This window comes from Roseburia sp. AM59-24XD, assembly GCF_003478445.1.
GTDB lineage: Bacteria > Bacillota > Clostridia > Lachnospirales > Lachnospiraceae > Jutongia.
Genome location: NZ_QUET01000010.1, coordinates 21,924 through 37,592 on the forward strand (window position 1 = coordinate 21,924; position 15,669 = coordinate 37,592).

The window sequence follows — 15,669 nt, forward strand, 5'->3', positions numbered from 1 at the left end:
ACATATTGGCAAAGATAGTTGTGGTTGAAGATGATGTTTATATGCGAGAAGAACTGTTGAACTTATTAGAAAAATCGGGATATGATACGATTGGATTATCGGATTTTGAAAACGCAGTATCAGAAATAGCAGCATATTTTCCCGACTTAATTTTGCTTGACATCAATCTTCCCTTTCGTTCGGGTTTTGAAATATGTAAAGAGTTGAAAGCTAAACAGATTGGTACGGTACTCGTATTGACTGCAAGAGATAAATTGCAGGACGAACTGCACGCATTAGACTTGGGGGCTGATGACTATTTAACAAAACCTTGTAATATGTCACGTTTACTTGCCCGAATTAAAAATCTTCTTCGACGTAAAGAAGAACAGGTACAGCAAGGGTTACTTGATGGAGGTGGTTTTTTACTTGACCCGAATACCTTTACAATTTATGTAGGGAATAGCTCTTACCTTATGCCACCGAACGAAGGAAAAATATTACTTGCTCTCTTGAAAAATAGCCCTAAGATTGTTTCTAAAAAAGAATTATGCATTAGACTATGGGGAACAGAAGAATTTATAGACGAAAATGCATTACAAGTAAATTTTACTCGGCTGCGAAAAACGCTTCGGGAGTTTGGGCTTGAAGAACGTATAGAAACGGTGCGAGGGCAAGGATACCGTTTGAAAGAGCAGGTGGACATATGAATAAATGGAAAAATCTTTTAATTGCTATTTCTTCTAATCGAATTTGGTTTATAACATTTATGTGTTTGGATTTGTTCTTTATATTCCTTGCTTGGTTGGCTTACCCGGAATATTTCACAAGCTATGTTGCCTTGATAATTTTTGTTTCATTGGCTGCACTTACTATACCGATTACTATATCAATCAAAAAAAGTAACAAAGCTGATGTTGTTTTTCATAGTTTTTTATTGGAACCAGATGATACTAATGAATACTTACTATGTGAAATTGTACCCGCGTTATTACGTCCCTATGTTCGTGAATTGGGACAGCATTTGAGAACACAGCAGGAATATGTGAACGAACAGAAAATAAAGATTTCGGACTATGAACAATATATTGAAAATTGGGCGCATGAAATTAAAAAGCCACTATCGCTTATGACATTGTTATTGGATAATCGAAAAAACGAAATGTCCCCTTTAGTGCATACTCGTATGCTTTACGTGCGTGACCATGCGCGGCAAGATGTTGAACAAATCCTTTATTTTTCTCGGCTTGGTGCTGTCCATAAAGATTATTATTTTGAACCACTATCTATTCTTAGGACTTGTCGAGAAGCAGTTGAGGATAATGTAACTCTGCTTGAAGAAGCCGGATTTTCTATTGAGTTTTTGGGGAATGAATATCAAATTATATCCGACAAAAAAGGGCTAATGTTTATTTTAGGACAGATTATTAGTAATAGTGTAAAATATGCTGAAAAAAAATCTTCTCCCTTTCTTCAATTCTCAATCAATGAAGCTTCACAAAGTGAAGAAATCATCTTATCTATTAACGATAATGGAATGAGCATACCCATATCGGATTTGCCATTTGTTTTTGATAAAGGTTTTACCGGCGATACAGGAAGTTATTTAAGCCGTTCTACAGGCATGGGGTTATACCTTGTTCAAAAAATGGCTAATGACCTAACTATAAAAGTGGAAATACAGACTAATTCTTATGGTGGAACAACCGTAACCTTGACGTTTCCAAAAGTGGAACGTCCTTTCTTTCGGGAGGTGTAGAAATGCAACAACAGAGTAACGTAACAAACGGACAAAAGCAAAATTCTATTTTGGTATTGTTACTGAACTGGATAATTATTTTAGGAGTGTACCTTTTAATTCGTATTGTATTTATTGTTTTAGGCTTTCATTTATATACACCCCTTTTAGGCGGTTTACTTGCTATTATACCGTATCTTTTAGGAACAATATATTTATGGAAATCCTGTAATCAATACAAAATTTGGTTTTATGTATTGGCTATTCTTCTACCATCTATCGTTGAAAAAATCACATTATATTTGTTTGGCTCGTTTTTATATAATTTAAGTCCGACAAACATTGTTGAAGTTATGGAAACTATTGGTAACAATATGCCATATGTTAACTTCATTAAAAGTCAATCTGCACAATATTTAATCAATATATCATTTTTTAATTGGACGTACATTATATGTAGTATTGTATTTTCTCTTGCTTGTGTTTTGTTTTTGGTAAGGCGAAAAAAGTGACTGAATAACCACAGAGAATAAATTTAGATATTGCAAATATTATAACAAATGGATATAAAATAGACTAAATCTGCCGCGCGACGGCAAAAGAAAAAAAGCCGTCGTAAAGCAGACATATTTTCACGCGTCTTTGAAACGGTGGCTTATGGAAAAGCCGCCGTTTCTTTTTGCTTAAAGCACTTTGACACTCTCTATCCCATGCAATCAGCAGGGGCGGTATATTGGGAGGTTGTCATTGTGAAAAAAGGAAAGAATGAATACATACAGATAAGGAATACCTTATCAAAAAAGCCAGCCTCCTACAAGGGGTTATTGCGGCTATATATATGAATTGTCAAATCATCTGAATACTTCTTTTAATTCCTCTGCGCCTGTCCGAGTTTTTTCGGGCGGGCGTATTTTGCGTTTACAGAAGATTTTTTCAAAAACTTTGTCCTCTTTTTGGCAAAGCAAAAAGTCGCCTGTATTATCCCGCGAAAAGGGGAGGTACTACCGCCTTTCGGCAGAAAGGAGGTGAACACCATGACACCTAATCGCAGGGAATTTGAAAAGCAATGTGCGTTTCAAAAGTTCTGTAAATCAGTGCTGCACAACGAAGCGTGCAACGCCCATGAAGAAATTCGTCGGCGCAGAGTTCGGGAGGTTACTTTTTCCAACCTTGCCTTGCATGAGGAACGGCAACTTTATACCGTCGATAAGTATTTTCAAGACGAAGAAGCAGAGCCGTCTTATCAAATGGCAGGAAAAGAAATAACCCCAAAACTGCTACTTGAAGCTATCCGGGCTTTGCCCGAAGAACGGCGCAAAATTATACTGCTGTATTACTTTGAGGGATTGACTGATATAGAAATCGGAAAGCAACTCAATATCTCAAGAAGTACGGTACAGTATCGCCGGACAAGCTCCTTTGAGCAGTTAAAAAAATATTTGGAGGAAAACGCTGATGAATGGATTGAATGGTAAACCGACCGAGTACCCGGAAAATGCCCTTGTTCCCTATCCCGTTATTTTGGCGGCGAGCAAAGGCGACCCGGACGCAATGAAGATTGTATTGCAGCATTTCAGCGGCTATATAGCAAGTCTTTCCATGCGGAAGCTCTATGATGAGCGAGGAAATGTTTATTTTGGAGTAGACGAAGAAATACGCGAAAGGCTGCAAGCAAAACTGATGAGGGCAATCCTCACATTTAGGGCTGAATAAACCAACGCGGTATTGGAACGCTTCTCCCTTTTCCGTTCCATATCGCAGAACAGCTCTCTGCTCTTTGACAAAGAAAGCGGCGCAATAGAACGGCGACGCAGTATAAGGCAAATCGGATACGTTCCTTTTGTGCCGAGCCATGCGGTGGGTACGCCATGACCTTTTTCTTAACCGAAAAGCGAGCGAGAAATACCACACCGTAAAGCAGGGATAGCACCCTGCGGGCGATAACGCACAGAATATATAATGATACTTCCTTACAGCCATAGTCCGAGCGTTAGAAGCGTCGCAGGCAATGGGTAGGGCTTCGGCAGACCGCCGGAGGGGTGCAAGTCCCATGAGGTTACGCTAATAGCCGTCCGATTAAAGCCTATGTTACACATTAACTTTTGACCCATTAAGAAAGGGGGACGACAAATTGAACAATAACGACGTGCCGATTTGGGAAAAGTACACTCTTACCATAGAAGAAGCGGCAAAATATTTCCGTATCGGAGAAAGCAAGCTGCGGAAACTGGCAGAAGAAAATCCCGTCCCGGACTGGGTAATGATGAACGGAAACCGTATTCAGATTAAGCGGAAGCAGTTTGAAAAAATGATTGATACGGTGGACGCAATCTGATAGTGAAATCGAGCCTTGAATGTGGTACAATGTAGTCAAGCATATCAAGGCTCTTTCCATTATGGAAAGGAGCATAACGATGTCGGAAAAAAGACGGGATAATAAAAATCGTATTCTCCGCACCGGAGAGAGCCAGAGAAAAGACGGGAGATATGCCTACAAATATATAGATACCTTTGGGAAACCGCAGTTTGTTTATTCTTGGAAGTTAGTGCCTACGGACAAACCCCCGGCAGGAAAGCGCGACGATATAGCGTTGAGGGAAAAAGAGAAAGAAATCCAAAAAGACCTTGACGACGGTATCGACCATATCGGAAAGAAAATGACTGTCTGCCAACTCTACGCAAAGCAGATACGCCACCGGGCAAATGTGCGGCATGGTACAAAGCAGGGGCGAAAACAGCTCATGCGGATTTTGCAGGAGGATAAACTTGGAGCCTGCCGGATTGAAAATGTGAAGCTCTCCGACGCAAAGGAATGGGCGTTACGCATGAAAGAAAAAGGTTACGGCTTCAAAACTATCAACAACCACAAGCGTTCCTTAAAGGCTGCCTTTTACACAGCCATACAGGACGATTGTATTCGTAAAAATCCGTTTGACTTCCAGTTGAACACAGTCCTTGAAGATGATACAGAACCAAAGGAACCTCTATCCCCTACGCAGGAAGCGGCTTTCTTGTCCTTTGTGCAGCATGATAAAGTCTATCAGAAATACTACGACGAGATTATCATACTGTTAGGGACAGGGCTTCGCATTTCGGAACTCTGCGGATTGACGGAAGCTGACATTGACTTAGACAAACAGCTTATCCATGTAGACCACCAACTTTTGAAGATTGCAGACGTGGGCTACTATGTGGAAACACCTAAGACGAAAAGCGGCAACCGGGTTATTCCTATGAGTGAAAAAGTGTTGGAAGCATTTCAGCGGGTGCTGAACAAACGGAAATATGCACAGCCTGTTATTTTGGAGGGCTACACAAAGTTTCTGTTCCTTAACCGGAACGGCTTGCCAAAAGTGGCGGTCAACTATGAAAGTATGTTCCGGGGGCTTGTAAGGAAATACAACAAAACGCAAAAGGTAGCATTGCCAAAGGTAATGACACCGCACACCTTACGCCACACATTCTGCACCACGTTAGCAAATGCAGGAATGAACCCAAAGGCATTACAGTACATCATGGGACATTCTAACATCAACATGACACTGAACTATTACGCGCATACGACTTCCGAAACGTCGATAACAGAAATGAAGCGGCTGATTGCATAAGTAGTAAACGGAGAATTTACTACTCCACATACTACTTTTGAACATCAAAACATACGGGGATATAAGAAGATTTGAGAATATCTTCCATAACGAAAAATGCCGGAAAAGCCTGTAACAATAGGCTATACCGGCATATAAGAACTTTTGAAAAGATAGTCAAAAATTACTTTGTGATTTCTTTTACATATTTATAATTTTCGGAAAAGTCTGATATAAATTCTCAATGGGAAAAGGGACGAACTTTTGGTGAAAATAACCGAAAACGGCGTGAAAATATTGACTTTTGTCGTACGAATGATACAATAAAAGGTGAATTGTTGTGGCTGAATCACGTCCCAAAAGAATAGATTGTAATAGGCATATGTGAGGGAAATGAGAAATGATCTCAACAGACACGGCAAAATAAAACAAAGAAAGGGGAACCGGAATGAGTAACGCAACATTTCGTGGGGGTGTTCATCCCTACGAGGGAAAAGAGCTGTCTAAGGATTTACCGATCAAGCAGGTAAATCTGCCGGGAGAGTATGTATTTTCCATGGCTCAGCATATTGGTGCGCCTGCGACTCCAATCGTGGAAAAGGGCGACAAGGTGCTGGTAGGACAAAAGATTGGCGAAGCCAGTGGCTTTATTTCTGCAAATATCTGCAGTTCGGTTTCTGGAACCGTCAAAGCAGTAGAACCGAGGATGCTTCTTAATGGTTCCAAAGCAACTTGTGTAGTAATTGAGAATGATGAGGAGTACACAGGCATCGAGGGGCTTGGAGAGGATCGTGATTACACGAAGCTGTCCAAGGATGAGATCCGCGATATCGTCAAGGAGGCGGGTATCGTTGGTATGGGAGGAGCAGGCTTCCCGACACATGTAAAGCTTGCCCCGAAGGAGCCGGATAAGATTGATTACATCCTTGTAAACGGCGCAGAGTGTGAGCCGTATCTGACATCTGATTATCGTCAGATGATGGAATACACCGATCAGATCGTTGAAGGTCTGAAGGTAATGCTTACGCTTTTCGACAATGCGAAGGGTGTGATCTGTATTGAGGACAACAAGCCGGATGCGATCGCAAAGATGCGGGAGGCTGTTCAGAATGAGGAACGCATAGAGGTGCTTCCCCTTAAGACAAAGTATCCTCAGGGTGGTGAGCGTACCCTGATCTATGCGGCAACCGGACGTAAGATCTATTCTGCAAAGCTGCCGGCAGATGCAGGCTGTATCGTGGATAATGTATCTACGGTTATTGCGATCTACCGTGCTGTCTGCAAGCAGACACCTCTGATCCGGGGCGTCTGACATTAACCGGAGATGCATTTAATACACCGGTCAATGTAGAGGTTCGTCTCGGCTGTAGTCATGCCGATCTGGTACCGGAAGGAGATGGCTTTAAGACAGAGCCGGTCAAGATTATTTCCGGTGGTCCGATGATGGGCTTTGCATTCTTTGATCTGAATGTACCGGTGACGAAGACTTCCTCCTCGATCCTTGCACTGACAAAGGATGAGGTGGCAGAGTATGAGCCGACACCGTGTATCCGCTGCGGACGCTGCGTGGAAGCATGTCCCGGCAATCTGATGCCGCAGAAGATGGCACAGGCGGCTATGCACAATGATTACGATGCATTTGTGAAATTAAACGGTATGGAATGCTATGAGTGCGGAAGCTGTACATTTGTATGTCCGGCAAGACGCCCTCTGACCCAGACCTTTAAGCAGGCACGCCAGTATGTGGCAGCCCAGAGAAGAAAGAAATAGGAGGTGTAGAATCGTGAGTAATCTATTGAATATTTCATCATCACCACACGTTCGAAGCAAGACCTCTACAAAATCGATCATGTACGATGTGCTTCTTGCTCTGGCACCGGCGGCTCTGTTCGGAATTTACAATTTCGGTATCCGCGCACTGGTATTGATTGTGGTATGTATGGCGTCATGTGTACTGTCTGAGTACATATGGCAGAAGGCAATGGGACTTCCGCTGACCGTCAGCGATGGAAGTGCCGCTCTGACAGGACTTTTTCTTGGACTGAACTTAAGCTCCAAGTTTCCGATCTGGATGGCGATCATCGGCAGTGTTTTTGCAATCATCATTGTAAAACAGCTTTTCGGTGGTCTTGGACAGAACTTCATGAACCCCGCACTCGGTGCAAGATGTTTCCTGATGATCTCCTTTGCGGGTCAGATGACATCCTTTGCATATGACAAGGCAGTAGGATTGAAATATCTGTCCGACAAACAGCTTGATGCGATCAGTGGAGCAACGCCGCTGGCAATGATCAAGGATGGCTCCATGAATCTTGACTGGGCACAGGTGCTGAAGATGTTTCTCGGAACAACCGGCGGAACGATCGGTGAAACCTCAGCACTTTGTCTGTTGATCGGTGCAGCTTATCTGTTGATCCGCAAGGTCATCAGCTGGCGTATTCCGGTATGCTATCTGGCAACCTTCGCTGTATTTTATCTGATCTTCGGCGGACACGGTTTCAATATAATGTACCTTGCTGCTGAGCTTTGCGGCGGCGGACTTTTACTCGGTGCCTTCTTCATGGCCACTGATTACGTAACAAGCCCGATCACCCCGAAGGGACAGATCGTGTTTGGTATCCTGTTAGGTATTCTGACCGGTATCTTCCGTGTGTACGGTGCATCTGCAGAGGGCGTATCCTATGCGATCATCATCAGCAACCTTATGGTACCGTTGATCGAAAAGGTGACAATTCCTGTTCCATTTGGAAAGGAGGGCATCAAGGATGGCAAATAAAGACGAGAAAAAATCAGGCAATACACTGGTGCATGATACCATTGCGCTTACCGTGATCACACTGATCGCCGGTATCCTGTTGGGCGGTGTGTATACCATTACAAAGAAGCCGATCGAGCAACAGAATGAAAAGATAAAGGCAGAGGCATATGCCGCTGTTTATGAGAATGCAGAATTTGTCGATGACAAGACGGTTGATGACGCACTTGTCAAGTACAATGAGAAGCTTGCTGCCGGTGAGATCAAGGCAGATGCCATGGGTGAGACCCTCAGCGATGTAGAGATCTCTGAGGTCATGAAGGCACAGGTGGACGGCGCAGATGCCGGCTATGTAGTGACCTGCTCAGCCAAAGGCTATGGCGGAAGTGTGGTGCTGGCACTTGGTGTTGATAAGGATGGCAATATTTTAGGTATCCGTGTAACCGACTGCTCCAACGAGACACCCGGTCTTGGACAGAACAGTGCGACCTCATGGAATGAGCAGTATGTCGGCATGGCAAAGGGTGACTCCGGACTTTCCGTTGTGAAGGATGGTTCCGGTGATGCAAAGAGCGGCACGGTCAATGCGATCAGCGGAGCGACCATTACAAGCCGTGCGGTAACAAGAGCCGTCAATGGTGCGTTGGATTTCATTGCATCATTATCAGAATAGGAGGAATGGATTATGAATTCTTGTACAGAACGTTTGAAAAACGGCATTATCACAGAGAATCCTACCTTCGTGATGATGCTTGGCATGTGTCCGACGCTGGCTGTTACTTCATCAGCCATCAACGGTCTGGGCATGGGTCTGACGACAACGGCAGTTTTGATCCTGTCGAATGTATTCATCTCTCTGCTTCGTAAGGTGATTCCGGATAAGGTGAGAATCCCTGCATTTATCGTAATCGTTGCAACGTTCGTAACGTTGATCCAGTTACTTTTGCAGGCGTATCTTCCATCACTGAACAAAGCATTGGGTGTATATATCCCACTTATCGTAGTAAACTGCATTATCCTCGGAAGAGCCGAGGCATATGCATCAAAGAATCCGGTACTTTCATCTGCATTTGATGGACTCGGTATGGGTCTTGGATTTACGTTTGGTCTGACCTGTATCGGTATCTGCCGTGAGATCCTGGGTGCTGGTGCAATCTTTGGACATCAGTTCATTCCGGATGATTATCATATTACATTTTTTGTACTGGCACCGGGAGCATTCCTTGTTCTGTCTTTCCTGACAGCAATCCAGAATAAGCTCAAGATGCCTTCTGCGACAAATGTAGAGAAGGCAGATGACGAGATTGCCTGCGGTGGAAATTGTGCATCCTGCGTCGGTAACTGCAGTGTTGCCAACAAGGGACTTGTAGAGGCAGAGAGAGCTGCTCAGAAGGCAGCCGCAGCCAAGGCAAAAGCAGAAGCCGCAGCGAAGGCGAAGGCAGCAAAGGAAGCAAAGGCTAAAGCCGAGGCTGAGACCAAGGCGAAGGAAGCCGCTTCTGACAGGAAGGAGGATTGATGGCAGTGGGCGAATTATTTGTGATCATTATATCATCAATGCTGGTCAGCAACGTCGTATTGAGCCAGTTCCTTGGTATCTGTCCATTCCTTGGTGTATCGAAAAAGGTTGAGACAGCCGTTGGTATGGGAGCTGCCGTTACATTCGTTATTACGATTGCTTCAGCAATAACATATCCGATTTATTATTTTATTCTGGAACCAACCGGTCTTGCTTATCTGGAGACCATTGCATTTATCCTGATCATTGCTGCACTTGTGCAGTTTATCGAGATGGTTCTTAAGAAATTCATGCCGGCACTGCATGCATCCCTTGGTGTGTATCTTCCACTGATCACGACCAACTGTGCAGTTCTTGGTGTGGCACTGAACAATGTAACTGATTATGCCGGAGAGAGCTTTGGTATGGGATTCCTTTACAGTGTCGTAAGAGGTCTGTTTACCGCACTTGGTTTTCTTGTGGCTATTACGATCATGGCAAGTATCCGCGAGCGCAGCGAGTACAACGATGTGCCGAAGTCATTTCAGGGTACACCGATCGTACTTGTAACAGCAAGTCTGATGGCAATCGCATTCTGCGGCTTTGCCGGTCTGGTATAGAAGGGAGGAGACAAAATGGTAGCTGGTATTTTACATGCGGCAATTTTAATTGGCGTTATCGGTATTCTGATTGGTCTTCTTCTGGGATTTGCAGCGATCAAGCTCGCCGTGCCTGTCGATGAGAAAGAGATCGAGGTTCGTGAGTTCCTTCCGGGCAACAACTGTGGTGGTTGTGGTTATGCAGGCTGTGATGCGCTTGCCAAAGCAATCGCGGCCGGAGAAGCACCGGTTAATGCATGCCCGGTCGGAGGCGCAGCAGTCGCCGGGAAGATCGGAGCGGTCATGGGCGTGGATGCCGGAGAGGCAGTCAGGATGGTTGCCTTTGTGAAATGTAACGGAACCTGCGATAAGGCGGGGCTTAAGGCAAATTATTACGGTATCTCAGACTGTAAGAGAGCAGCAGCGATACCGGGACGCGGCGACAAGGCATGCTCTTTTGGATGCATGGGTTTTGGCTCCTGTGTGGCAGCCTGTCAGTTTGATGCGATCCATGTGGTTGACGGCGTGGCAGTTGTTGACAAGGAGAAGTGTGTGGCATGCGGTAAGTGTGCGGAGGAATGTCCAAATCACCTGATTGAGATGGTTCCATACGATGCCTCTTATGGAGTGGCATGTTCTAATCAGGATAAGGGACCAAAGGTTATGGCAGTCTGCGACACCGGATGTATCGGCTGTGGTCTTTGCGTAAGACAGTGCGAGTCCGGAGCTGTGACGGTTGAGAATAATGTGGCTCATATCGATCAGAACAAGTGTACGGGCTGTGGCAAGTGTGCGGAGAAGTGTCCGAAGAAGATCATTCTGGCACACTAACAAATGAAAGAGATTCCGCTTGACGGCGGATCATAAACGCATAGAAAGCTGTGATATTTCCATTTTGGTGAATATCACAGCTTTTTTGTAGTATGGGAGAATCTTTTTATTTCCGATCGGAGTAAAAGGATTGTAAAACATGCCGAGATTATGTATAATATACGATGGAAATAAAGTTTTAGAAACGGAGGAAAGACATTATGGCACAAAAAGGAGATTTATTATCTTTTCGTCCGGACATCAAGGTCCTGGATGCAACAATTCGAGATGGTGGACTGGTTAATGATTTTTATTTTACCGATGAGTTTATTAAAGCTCTGTATAAGACCAACGTAAAGGCTGGCGTAGATTATATGGAGTTCGGATATAGAGCAGACAAAGAAATGTTTGATGTGGACAAATTTGGCAAGTGGAAATTTTGCAACGATGAGGATATCCGCGCGATCGTAGGAGATAATGATACTGATCTGAAGATCTCCATCATGCAGACGTCGGAAGGTGTAATTACAAGGAGGACATCCATCCGAGAGATGAGAGTCCGGTTGATCTGGTGCGTGTCGCTACATATGTGAACACGATGCCGGCAGCACTCGATATGATCGAGGATGCATACAATAAGGGTTATGAGACGACATGTAATATCATGGCGATCTCCAATGCGAAGGAGTCCGATATCATGTCTGCGCTCGAGATGCTCGGCAACAGTCCGGTAGATGGAATCTACATCGTAGACAGCTACGGTTCTTTATTCCCGGAGCAGATCCGTAATATCAGTGAGCAGTACCTTGAGATCGGTGAGAAGTATGGCAAGTACATCGGAATGCATGCACACAATAACCAGCAGCTTGCATTTGCCAATACGATCGAGGCGTTGACCAATGGCGTATCCTTCCTGGATGCAACGATGAAGGGCATGGGACGTGGCGCAGGAAACTGTGCGATGGAGCTTCTGCTTGGATTCCTCAAGAATCCAAAGTACCAGTTATTCCCGGTACTGCAGTTTGTTGAGAAGTATATGGTTCCTCTCGAGGAACAGGGAGCTGTCTGGGGGTACGACATTCCGTACCTCATCACAGGTCATCTGAATCAGCATCCGCGGACAGCGATTGCAGCAACGAAGGAACAGAGAAAAGATTACTCAAGCTTTTTCATGGAAGTTGTTGATAAGGATTGATGATGCTTTTGCCCGCAAAACCGGAGAGTGCTTCGGGGAGCGGGCTTATTTTGAACAAGAGGTGGTGAAACGAAGTGCAGATGATGGACAAGTCGAGGCTTTGTCCGGGGATGATCCTGGGACAGGATGTCTATAATTTTGCCAATCAGATCGTCATAAAAAAGGGAACGGTGTTGGATGAGAGAACCATCACAAAGCTGCACCGTTTCGAGATACCACAGTTTATGATCGAGGAAGAGGTCTTAAGTATTCAGGAGGCCAATTCGTATCATCGTTCCTCCTATTCGGAACGGATACAGAACAGTCCGGAGTTTAAGAAGTTTCAGGAGGATTATGACACAGAGGTGTTAGGTTTCCAGAATATGATCAGCTGTGTCGTCGAGAAGAATCAGAAGATTGACTGCGAAGCATTGTACCGTCAGGTAGTGATGCTTTTGAAGGATACCGGTAATTCCATCAATGCATTCGATATGGTTCAGAATTTGAGACACTATGATGATAGTACATATGCGCATTCAATGAATGTGGGGCTTTTGTGCAACGTATTTGCGGACTGGCTTGATTTCGATGAGGAAGAGAAAAAGACTCTGACTGTCGCCGGCATCCTTCACGATATCGGTAAGACAAGGATACCGCTCGAGATCATTCAGAAGCCGTCAAGGCTCAGTGAGGAAGAATATCAGATCATCAAGAAGCACACGGAATATGGCTTTGCGATACTGACAGAGAACAAGCTGGATTATCATATCCGTTATACGGCGCTGCAGCATCATGAACGCAATGACGGCAGTGGATATCCGCTTGGGCTGGTGGATGCACATATTGATGAATATGCCAAGATTGTATCGATCGTGGATGTGTATGATGCAATGACTTCTCCGCGTGTTTATCGCGGACCGACATGTCCGTTTGATGTGATCAATCTGTTTGAACAGGAGGGCTTTCAGAAGTATGACAGCCGATATATCATGATCTTTCTGAGGAGGATTGCAGAATCCTATCTCAATGAAAACGTACGTCTTTCGGATGGAAGGAGCGGAAAACTGATCTATATCAACAACCATGCTCTGTCGCGGCCGGTAGTGATGGCAGATGGAGAGGCAATCGATCTGCGTAAGGAGAGATATCTGCGGATCGAGGAGATCATGTAGCCGGATACAACGGCGATATGAAGGGGGCAGTGAGGCAGGTTTGCAAAGCTTATGCACCGGACAATAAAGGGACTTAAATCAATAACACTGTGGTGCCGACTGTTTTTACAGGCGGTGCTCCAGTATTTTTTCTTTATTATGGGAACAGATAATCAGGAATGCTACAGGGGGATTTGAAACACTATGAATATTGTTTATCCAAAAGCAGAGGAAGAAAAGAAGCAGTATCAGGAAAGATATGAGCTTGCGGCGGGGCGTGTCCGCGGAGTTTACGAAGAGTTAAAGAACGGCGGAGCAGTTGTGCCGGAATATACCGGAGATTATTTTGAAAAGGTTTCCGGTTATCTTGTGATGCTGATGGAGACATATGAAAGTGTCACAGACGGCACGCTTTACACAAAGTCATTCGAGGAGCTGCAGGAGCAGAACCATGCACTTTACGAGGATATCCTTCCGGAGAACTATGGGGAGAGTTACGCCAACCCGGCATATGCAGTGAAGGTGCTCGGGGAAGAGTATGGACGGTATCTGTGCCTGTTATATGCAGAGCTGCGTGAGACGCTGGTGTGGGTGTTTGAGCAGAGACTGTTTTTCCTGGTGACGGGTCTGGAGTTATTCATTGAGATCTACGATCTGATGGAGGATGAGAAATGCGAACCGCATGAGCTTCGGAATGCCCTGTATTATTATGTGTATGATTATGCGGATGTGACGATTGCGGACCGGACACAGGCGATGTTAGATCCGGATCACTGCTTTGCACAGTCGCTGATCATGACGGCAGATTTGACAGATCAGAAGTACCTGTATTATTTTGGAGAATATATCGGAGAGAATGAGCTTGGAACAGCCAGACATCTGCAGGAGTTGGAAGTAAAGCAGATCGAGGATATGGCGTGCACTTATACGGAGGGATACCGGAAGGGATTTGAGTTGTACCGGATCGATCTGTCCTCTAAGCAGACGGTCAACATCCGGTATCAGCTCGGCTTTGAGCGGATGATACGTGCGGCAATGTGCCGGTTTGAAAAGCTGGGACTTAAGACGACGATGTACCGTGCGGTTGGCAATCTGATCTATCACAATGGCAGAGGCATCCGGGTGGGCTACAGCTCCGGAGGAGCTAATCCGCAATACGATTACGATCACCGTTTTGATGAGGCGCTGATCTTTGGAAAGGCACTGGCAGACCGGAAGCTGGTACAGCAAAGATGTGCTTATGAGGAATATCAGACACTGGCGGCTGCCTATGCAGGTCCGGCAGTTGTTGAAGTTTTCGGAGAGGAGCCGTTTGTCCCTGTTGCAAAGAAGGAGGCTGCCGTATATACCGAGAAGCAGCGTAAGCAGAAGCTGGAATACCAGTCTGCCGCCTCACTGCTTTCCAATGAATTTATACCAGGGGATCAGGTGAGCTTTACGATCATCGCATACCCTGTCCCGGAAATTGGACAGAACTACAAAGAAATCTTTGACGAAACCGTACAGGTCAATACGTTGGACAGCACCAAATACGGCGTGATCCAGCAGAAGCTGATCGATGCGCTGGATCAGGGAGAATATGTTACCGTAACCGGACGAAACGGCAATTGCACAGATCTGACGGTAGCGCTTCATCCGCTGGAGGATCCGGAGCGTCAGACCGATTTTGAAAACTGTCTTGCCGATGTGAACATTCCGCTTGGAGAAGTATTTACTTCACCGAAGCTGGAGGGAACGCATGGAACACTTCATGTGACCGAGGTATATCTGAACGAACTCAAATATGAGAACCTGTCTCTGGAGATTGAGGATGGTACGGTCAAAGAATATATGTGTACCAATTTTGGAACAGAAAAGGAGAATAAAGCCTATATTGAGGAGAATCTTTTGTTCCAGCATTTGACCCTTCCGATGGGGGAGTTTGCAATCGGTACGAATACGACTGCTTATGCGATGGGGCAGAAGTACGGCATTTCCAACCTCCTGCCGATCCTGATCGCGGAGAAGACAGGACCACATTTTGCGTTTGGTGACACTTGTTTTTCTCATGAGGAAGAGCTTGTCACATATAATCCGGATGGCAAGCAGATGATTGCAAAAGAAAACCGCTTTTCCGCACTTCGCCATACCGAGCCAGAGAAGGCGTATTTTAACTGTCATACAGATGTGACGATCCCATATCATGAGCTGGGGGATATTATTGTTCATTGTCATGACGGAAGACAGATCGCGCTGATCCATGAGGGGCGTTTCGTGCTGGAGGGAACCGAAGAATTAAATGAGGTATTATAATTATAATACAAAATGTCATTTTAGTATCTGGTGTATGTTGCAAATTCATGATACACTGTATAAAGAAGGATAAGCACGAAGGAACAAAA

General features: G+C 44.9%; 14 protein-coding genes and 2 pseudogenes. All 16 read left to right on the plus strand.

Going from position 1 to position 15,669, the window contains the following annotated elements; genetic code table 11:
* The first annotated feature begins 5 nt into the window (after nt 1-5).
* The 16 genes and pseudogenes from DXA20_RS06330 to DXA20_RS06405 all read left to right on the plus strand — a co-directional run bounded on the left by DXA20_RS06330 (nt 6) and on the right by DXA20_RS06405 (nt 15,580).
* On the plus strand, nt 6-689 hold the full coding sequence (locus tag DXA20_RS06330) for a response regulator transcription factor (RefSeq protein ID WP_220389690.1): 684 nt from the start codon (nt 6-8) through the stop codon (nt 687-689).
* Entirely contained in the window at nt 686-1,738 is a 1,053-nt protein-coding gene (locus tag DXA20_RS06335; RefSeq protein WP_015529195.1) for a sensor histidine kinase, read from the plus strand. Before DXA20_RS06330 ends, DXA20_RS06335 begins: the two co-directional genes overlap by 4 nt.
* Nucleotides 1,739-1,740: 2 nt before the next feature.
* Nucleotides 1,741-2,229: a hypothetical protein gene (locus DXA20_RS06340; RefSeq protein WP_015529194.1), complete on the plus strand. Its 489-nt coding sequence runs from the start codon at nt 1,741-1,743 to the stop codon at nt 2,227-2,229.
* Nucleotides 2,230-2,751: 522 nt separating this feature from the next.
* On the plus strand, nt 2,752-3,192 hold the full coding sequence (locus tag DXA20_RS06345) for an RNA polymerase sigma factor (RefSeq protein ID WP_015529193.1): 441 nt from the start codon (nt 2,752-2,754) through the stop codon (nt 3,190-3,192).
* The gene (locus tag DXA20_RS06350) at nt 3,173-3,430 is read left to right on the plus strand and encodes a helix-turn-helix domain-containing protein (protein WP_006858660.1); all 258 of its coding nucleotides are present in this window, start codon (nt 3,173-3,175) and stop codon (nt 3,428-3,430) included. Before DXA20_RS06345 ends, DXA20_RS06350 begins: the two co-directional genes overlap by 20 nt.
* Nucleotides 3,431-3,848: 418 nt before the next feature.
* Nucleotides 3,849-4,052 carry an excisionase gene (locus DXA20_RS06355; protein WP_009905235.1) on the plus strand — a complete coding sequence of 68 codons (204 nt, stop codon included), beginning with the start codon at nt 3,849-3,851 and terminating at the stop codon, nt 4,050-4,052.
* 79 nt (nt 4,053-4,131) lie between these two features.
* Nucleotides 4,132-5,325 carry a site-specific integrase gene (locus DXA20_RS06360; protein WP_118559697.1) on the plus strand — a complete coding sequence of 398 codons (1,194 nt, stop codon included), beginning with the start codon at nt 4,132-4,134 and terminating at the stop codon, nt 5,323-5,325.
* A gap of 427 nt (nt 5,326-5,752) precedes the next feature.
* A pseudogene (rsxC, locus tag DXA20_RS06365) lies at nt 5,753-7,074 on the plus strand (electron transport complex subunit RsxC).
* 13 nt (nt 7,075-7,087) lie between these two features.
* The gene (locus DXA20_RS06370; protein WP_118559698.1) at nt 7,088-8,080 is read left to right on the plus strand and encodes an RnfABCDGE type electron transport complex subunit D; all 993 of its coding nucleotides are present in this window, start codon (nt 7,088-7,090) and stop codon (nt 8,078-8,080) included.
* Nucleotides 8,070-8,732 carry an RnfABCDGE type electron transport complex subunit G gene (locus tag DXA20_RS06375; protein WP_022306561.1) on the plus strand — a complete coding sequence of 221 codons (663 nt, stop codon included), beginning with the start codon at nt 8,070-8,072 and terminating at the stop codon, nt 8,730-8,732. The genes DXA20_RS06370 and DXA20_RS06375 overlap by 11 nt, the downstream gene beginning before the upstream one ends.
* Nucleotides 8,733-8,744: 12 nt before the next feature.
* Complete coding sequence (gene rsxE, locus DXA20_RS06380; protein ID WP_118559699.1) at nt 8,745-9,575, plus strand: electron transport complex subunit RsxE; 831 nt, start codon at nt 8,745-8,747, stop codon at nt 9,573-9,575.
* Nucleotides 9,575-10,174: an RnfABCDGE type electron transport complex subunit A gene (locus tag DXA20_RS06385; protein ID WP_330420673.1), complete on the plus strand. Its 600-nt coding sequence runs from the start codon at nt 9,575-9,577 to the stop codon at nt 10,172-10,174. The genes rsxE and DXA20_RS06385 overlap by 1 nt, the downstream gene beginning before the upstream one ends.
* Nucleotides 10,175-10,189: 15 nt before the next feature.
* Complete coding sequence (locus DXA20_RS06390; protein WP_022306558.1) at nt 10,190-10,984, plus strand: RnfABCDGE type electron transport complex subunit B; 795 nt, start codon at nt 10,190-10,192, stop codon at nt 10,982-10,984.
* Nucleotides 10,985-11,184: 200 nt separating this feature from the next.
* Nucleotides 11,185-12,158: pseudogene (locus DXA20_RS18355) on the plus strand (aldolase catalytic domain-containing protein).
* An 80-nt stretch (nt 12,159-12,238) separates the two neighbouring features.
* Nucleotides 12,239-13,309, plus strand: coding sequence for an HD-GYP domain-containing protein (locus DXA20_RS06400; protein ID WP_243100564.1), 1,071 nt, complete (start codon nt 12,239-12,241; stop codon nt 13,307-13,309).
* 183 nt (nt 13,310-13,492) lie between these two features.
* Nucleotides 13,493-15,580: an aminopeptidase gene (locus tag DXA20_RS06405; RefSeq protein WP_118559701.1), complete on the plus strand. Its 2,088-nt coding sequence runs from the start codon at nt 13,493-13,495 to the stop codon at nt 15,578-15,580.
* The last annotated feature ends 89 nt before the right edge of the window (nt 15,581-15,669 follow it).

Coding starts and splice junctions, on each gene's coding strand:
- DXA20_RS06335 (WP_015529195.1), top strand. CDS start 686: ATGAATAAATGGAAAAATCTTTTAATTGCTATTTCTTCTAATCGAATT.
- DXA20_RS06340 (WP_015529194.1), top strand. CDS start 1,741: ATGCAACAACAGAGTAACGTAACAAACGGACAAAAGCAAAATTCTATT.
- DXA20_RS06345 (WP_015529193.1), top strand. CDS start 2,752: ATGACACCTAATCGCAGGGAATTTGAAAAGCAATGTGCGTTTCAAAAG.
- DXA20_RS06350 (WP_006858660.1), top strand. CDS start 3,173: ATGAATGGATTGAATGGTAAACCGACCGAGTACCCGGAAAATGCCCTT.
- DXA20_RS06360 (WP_118559697.1), top strand. CDS start 4,132: ATGTCGGAAAAAAGACGGGATAATAAAAATCGTATTCTCCGCACCGGA.
- DXA20_RS06375 (WP_022306561.1), top strand. CDS start 8,070: ATGGCAAATAAAGACGAGAAAAAATCAGGCAATACACTGGTGCATGAT.
- rsxE (WP_118559699.1), top strand. CDS start 8,745: ATGAATTCTTGTACAGAACGTTTGAAAAACGGCATTATCACAGAGAAT.
- DXA20_RS06385 (WP_330420673.1), top strand. CDS start 9,575: ATGGCAGTGGGCGAATTATTTGTGATCATTATATCATCAATGCTGGTC.
- DXA20_RS06390 (WP_022306558.1), top strand. CDS start 10,190: ATGGTAGCTGGTATTTTACATGCGGCAATTTTAATTGGCGTTATCGGT.
- DXA20_RS06400 (WP_243100564.1), top strand. CDS start 12,239: ATGATGGACAAGTCGAGGCTTTGTCCGGGGATGATCCTGGGACAGGAT.
- DXA20_RS06405 (WP_118559701.1), top strand. CDS start 13,493: ATGAATATTGTTTATCCAAAAGCAGAGGAAGAAAAGAAGCAGTATCAG.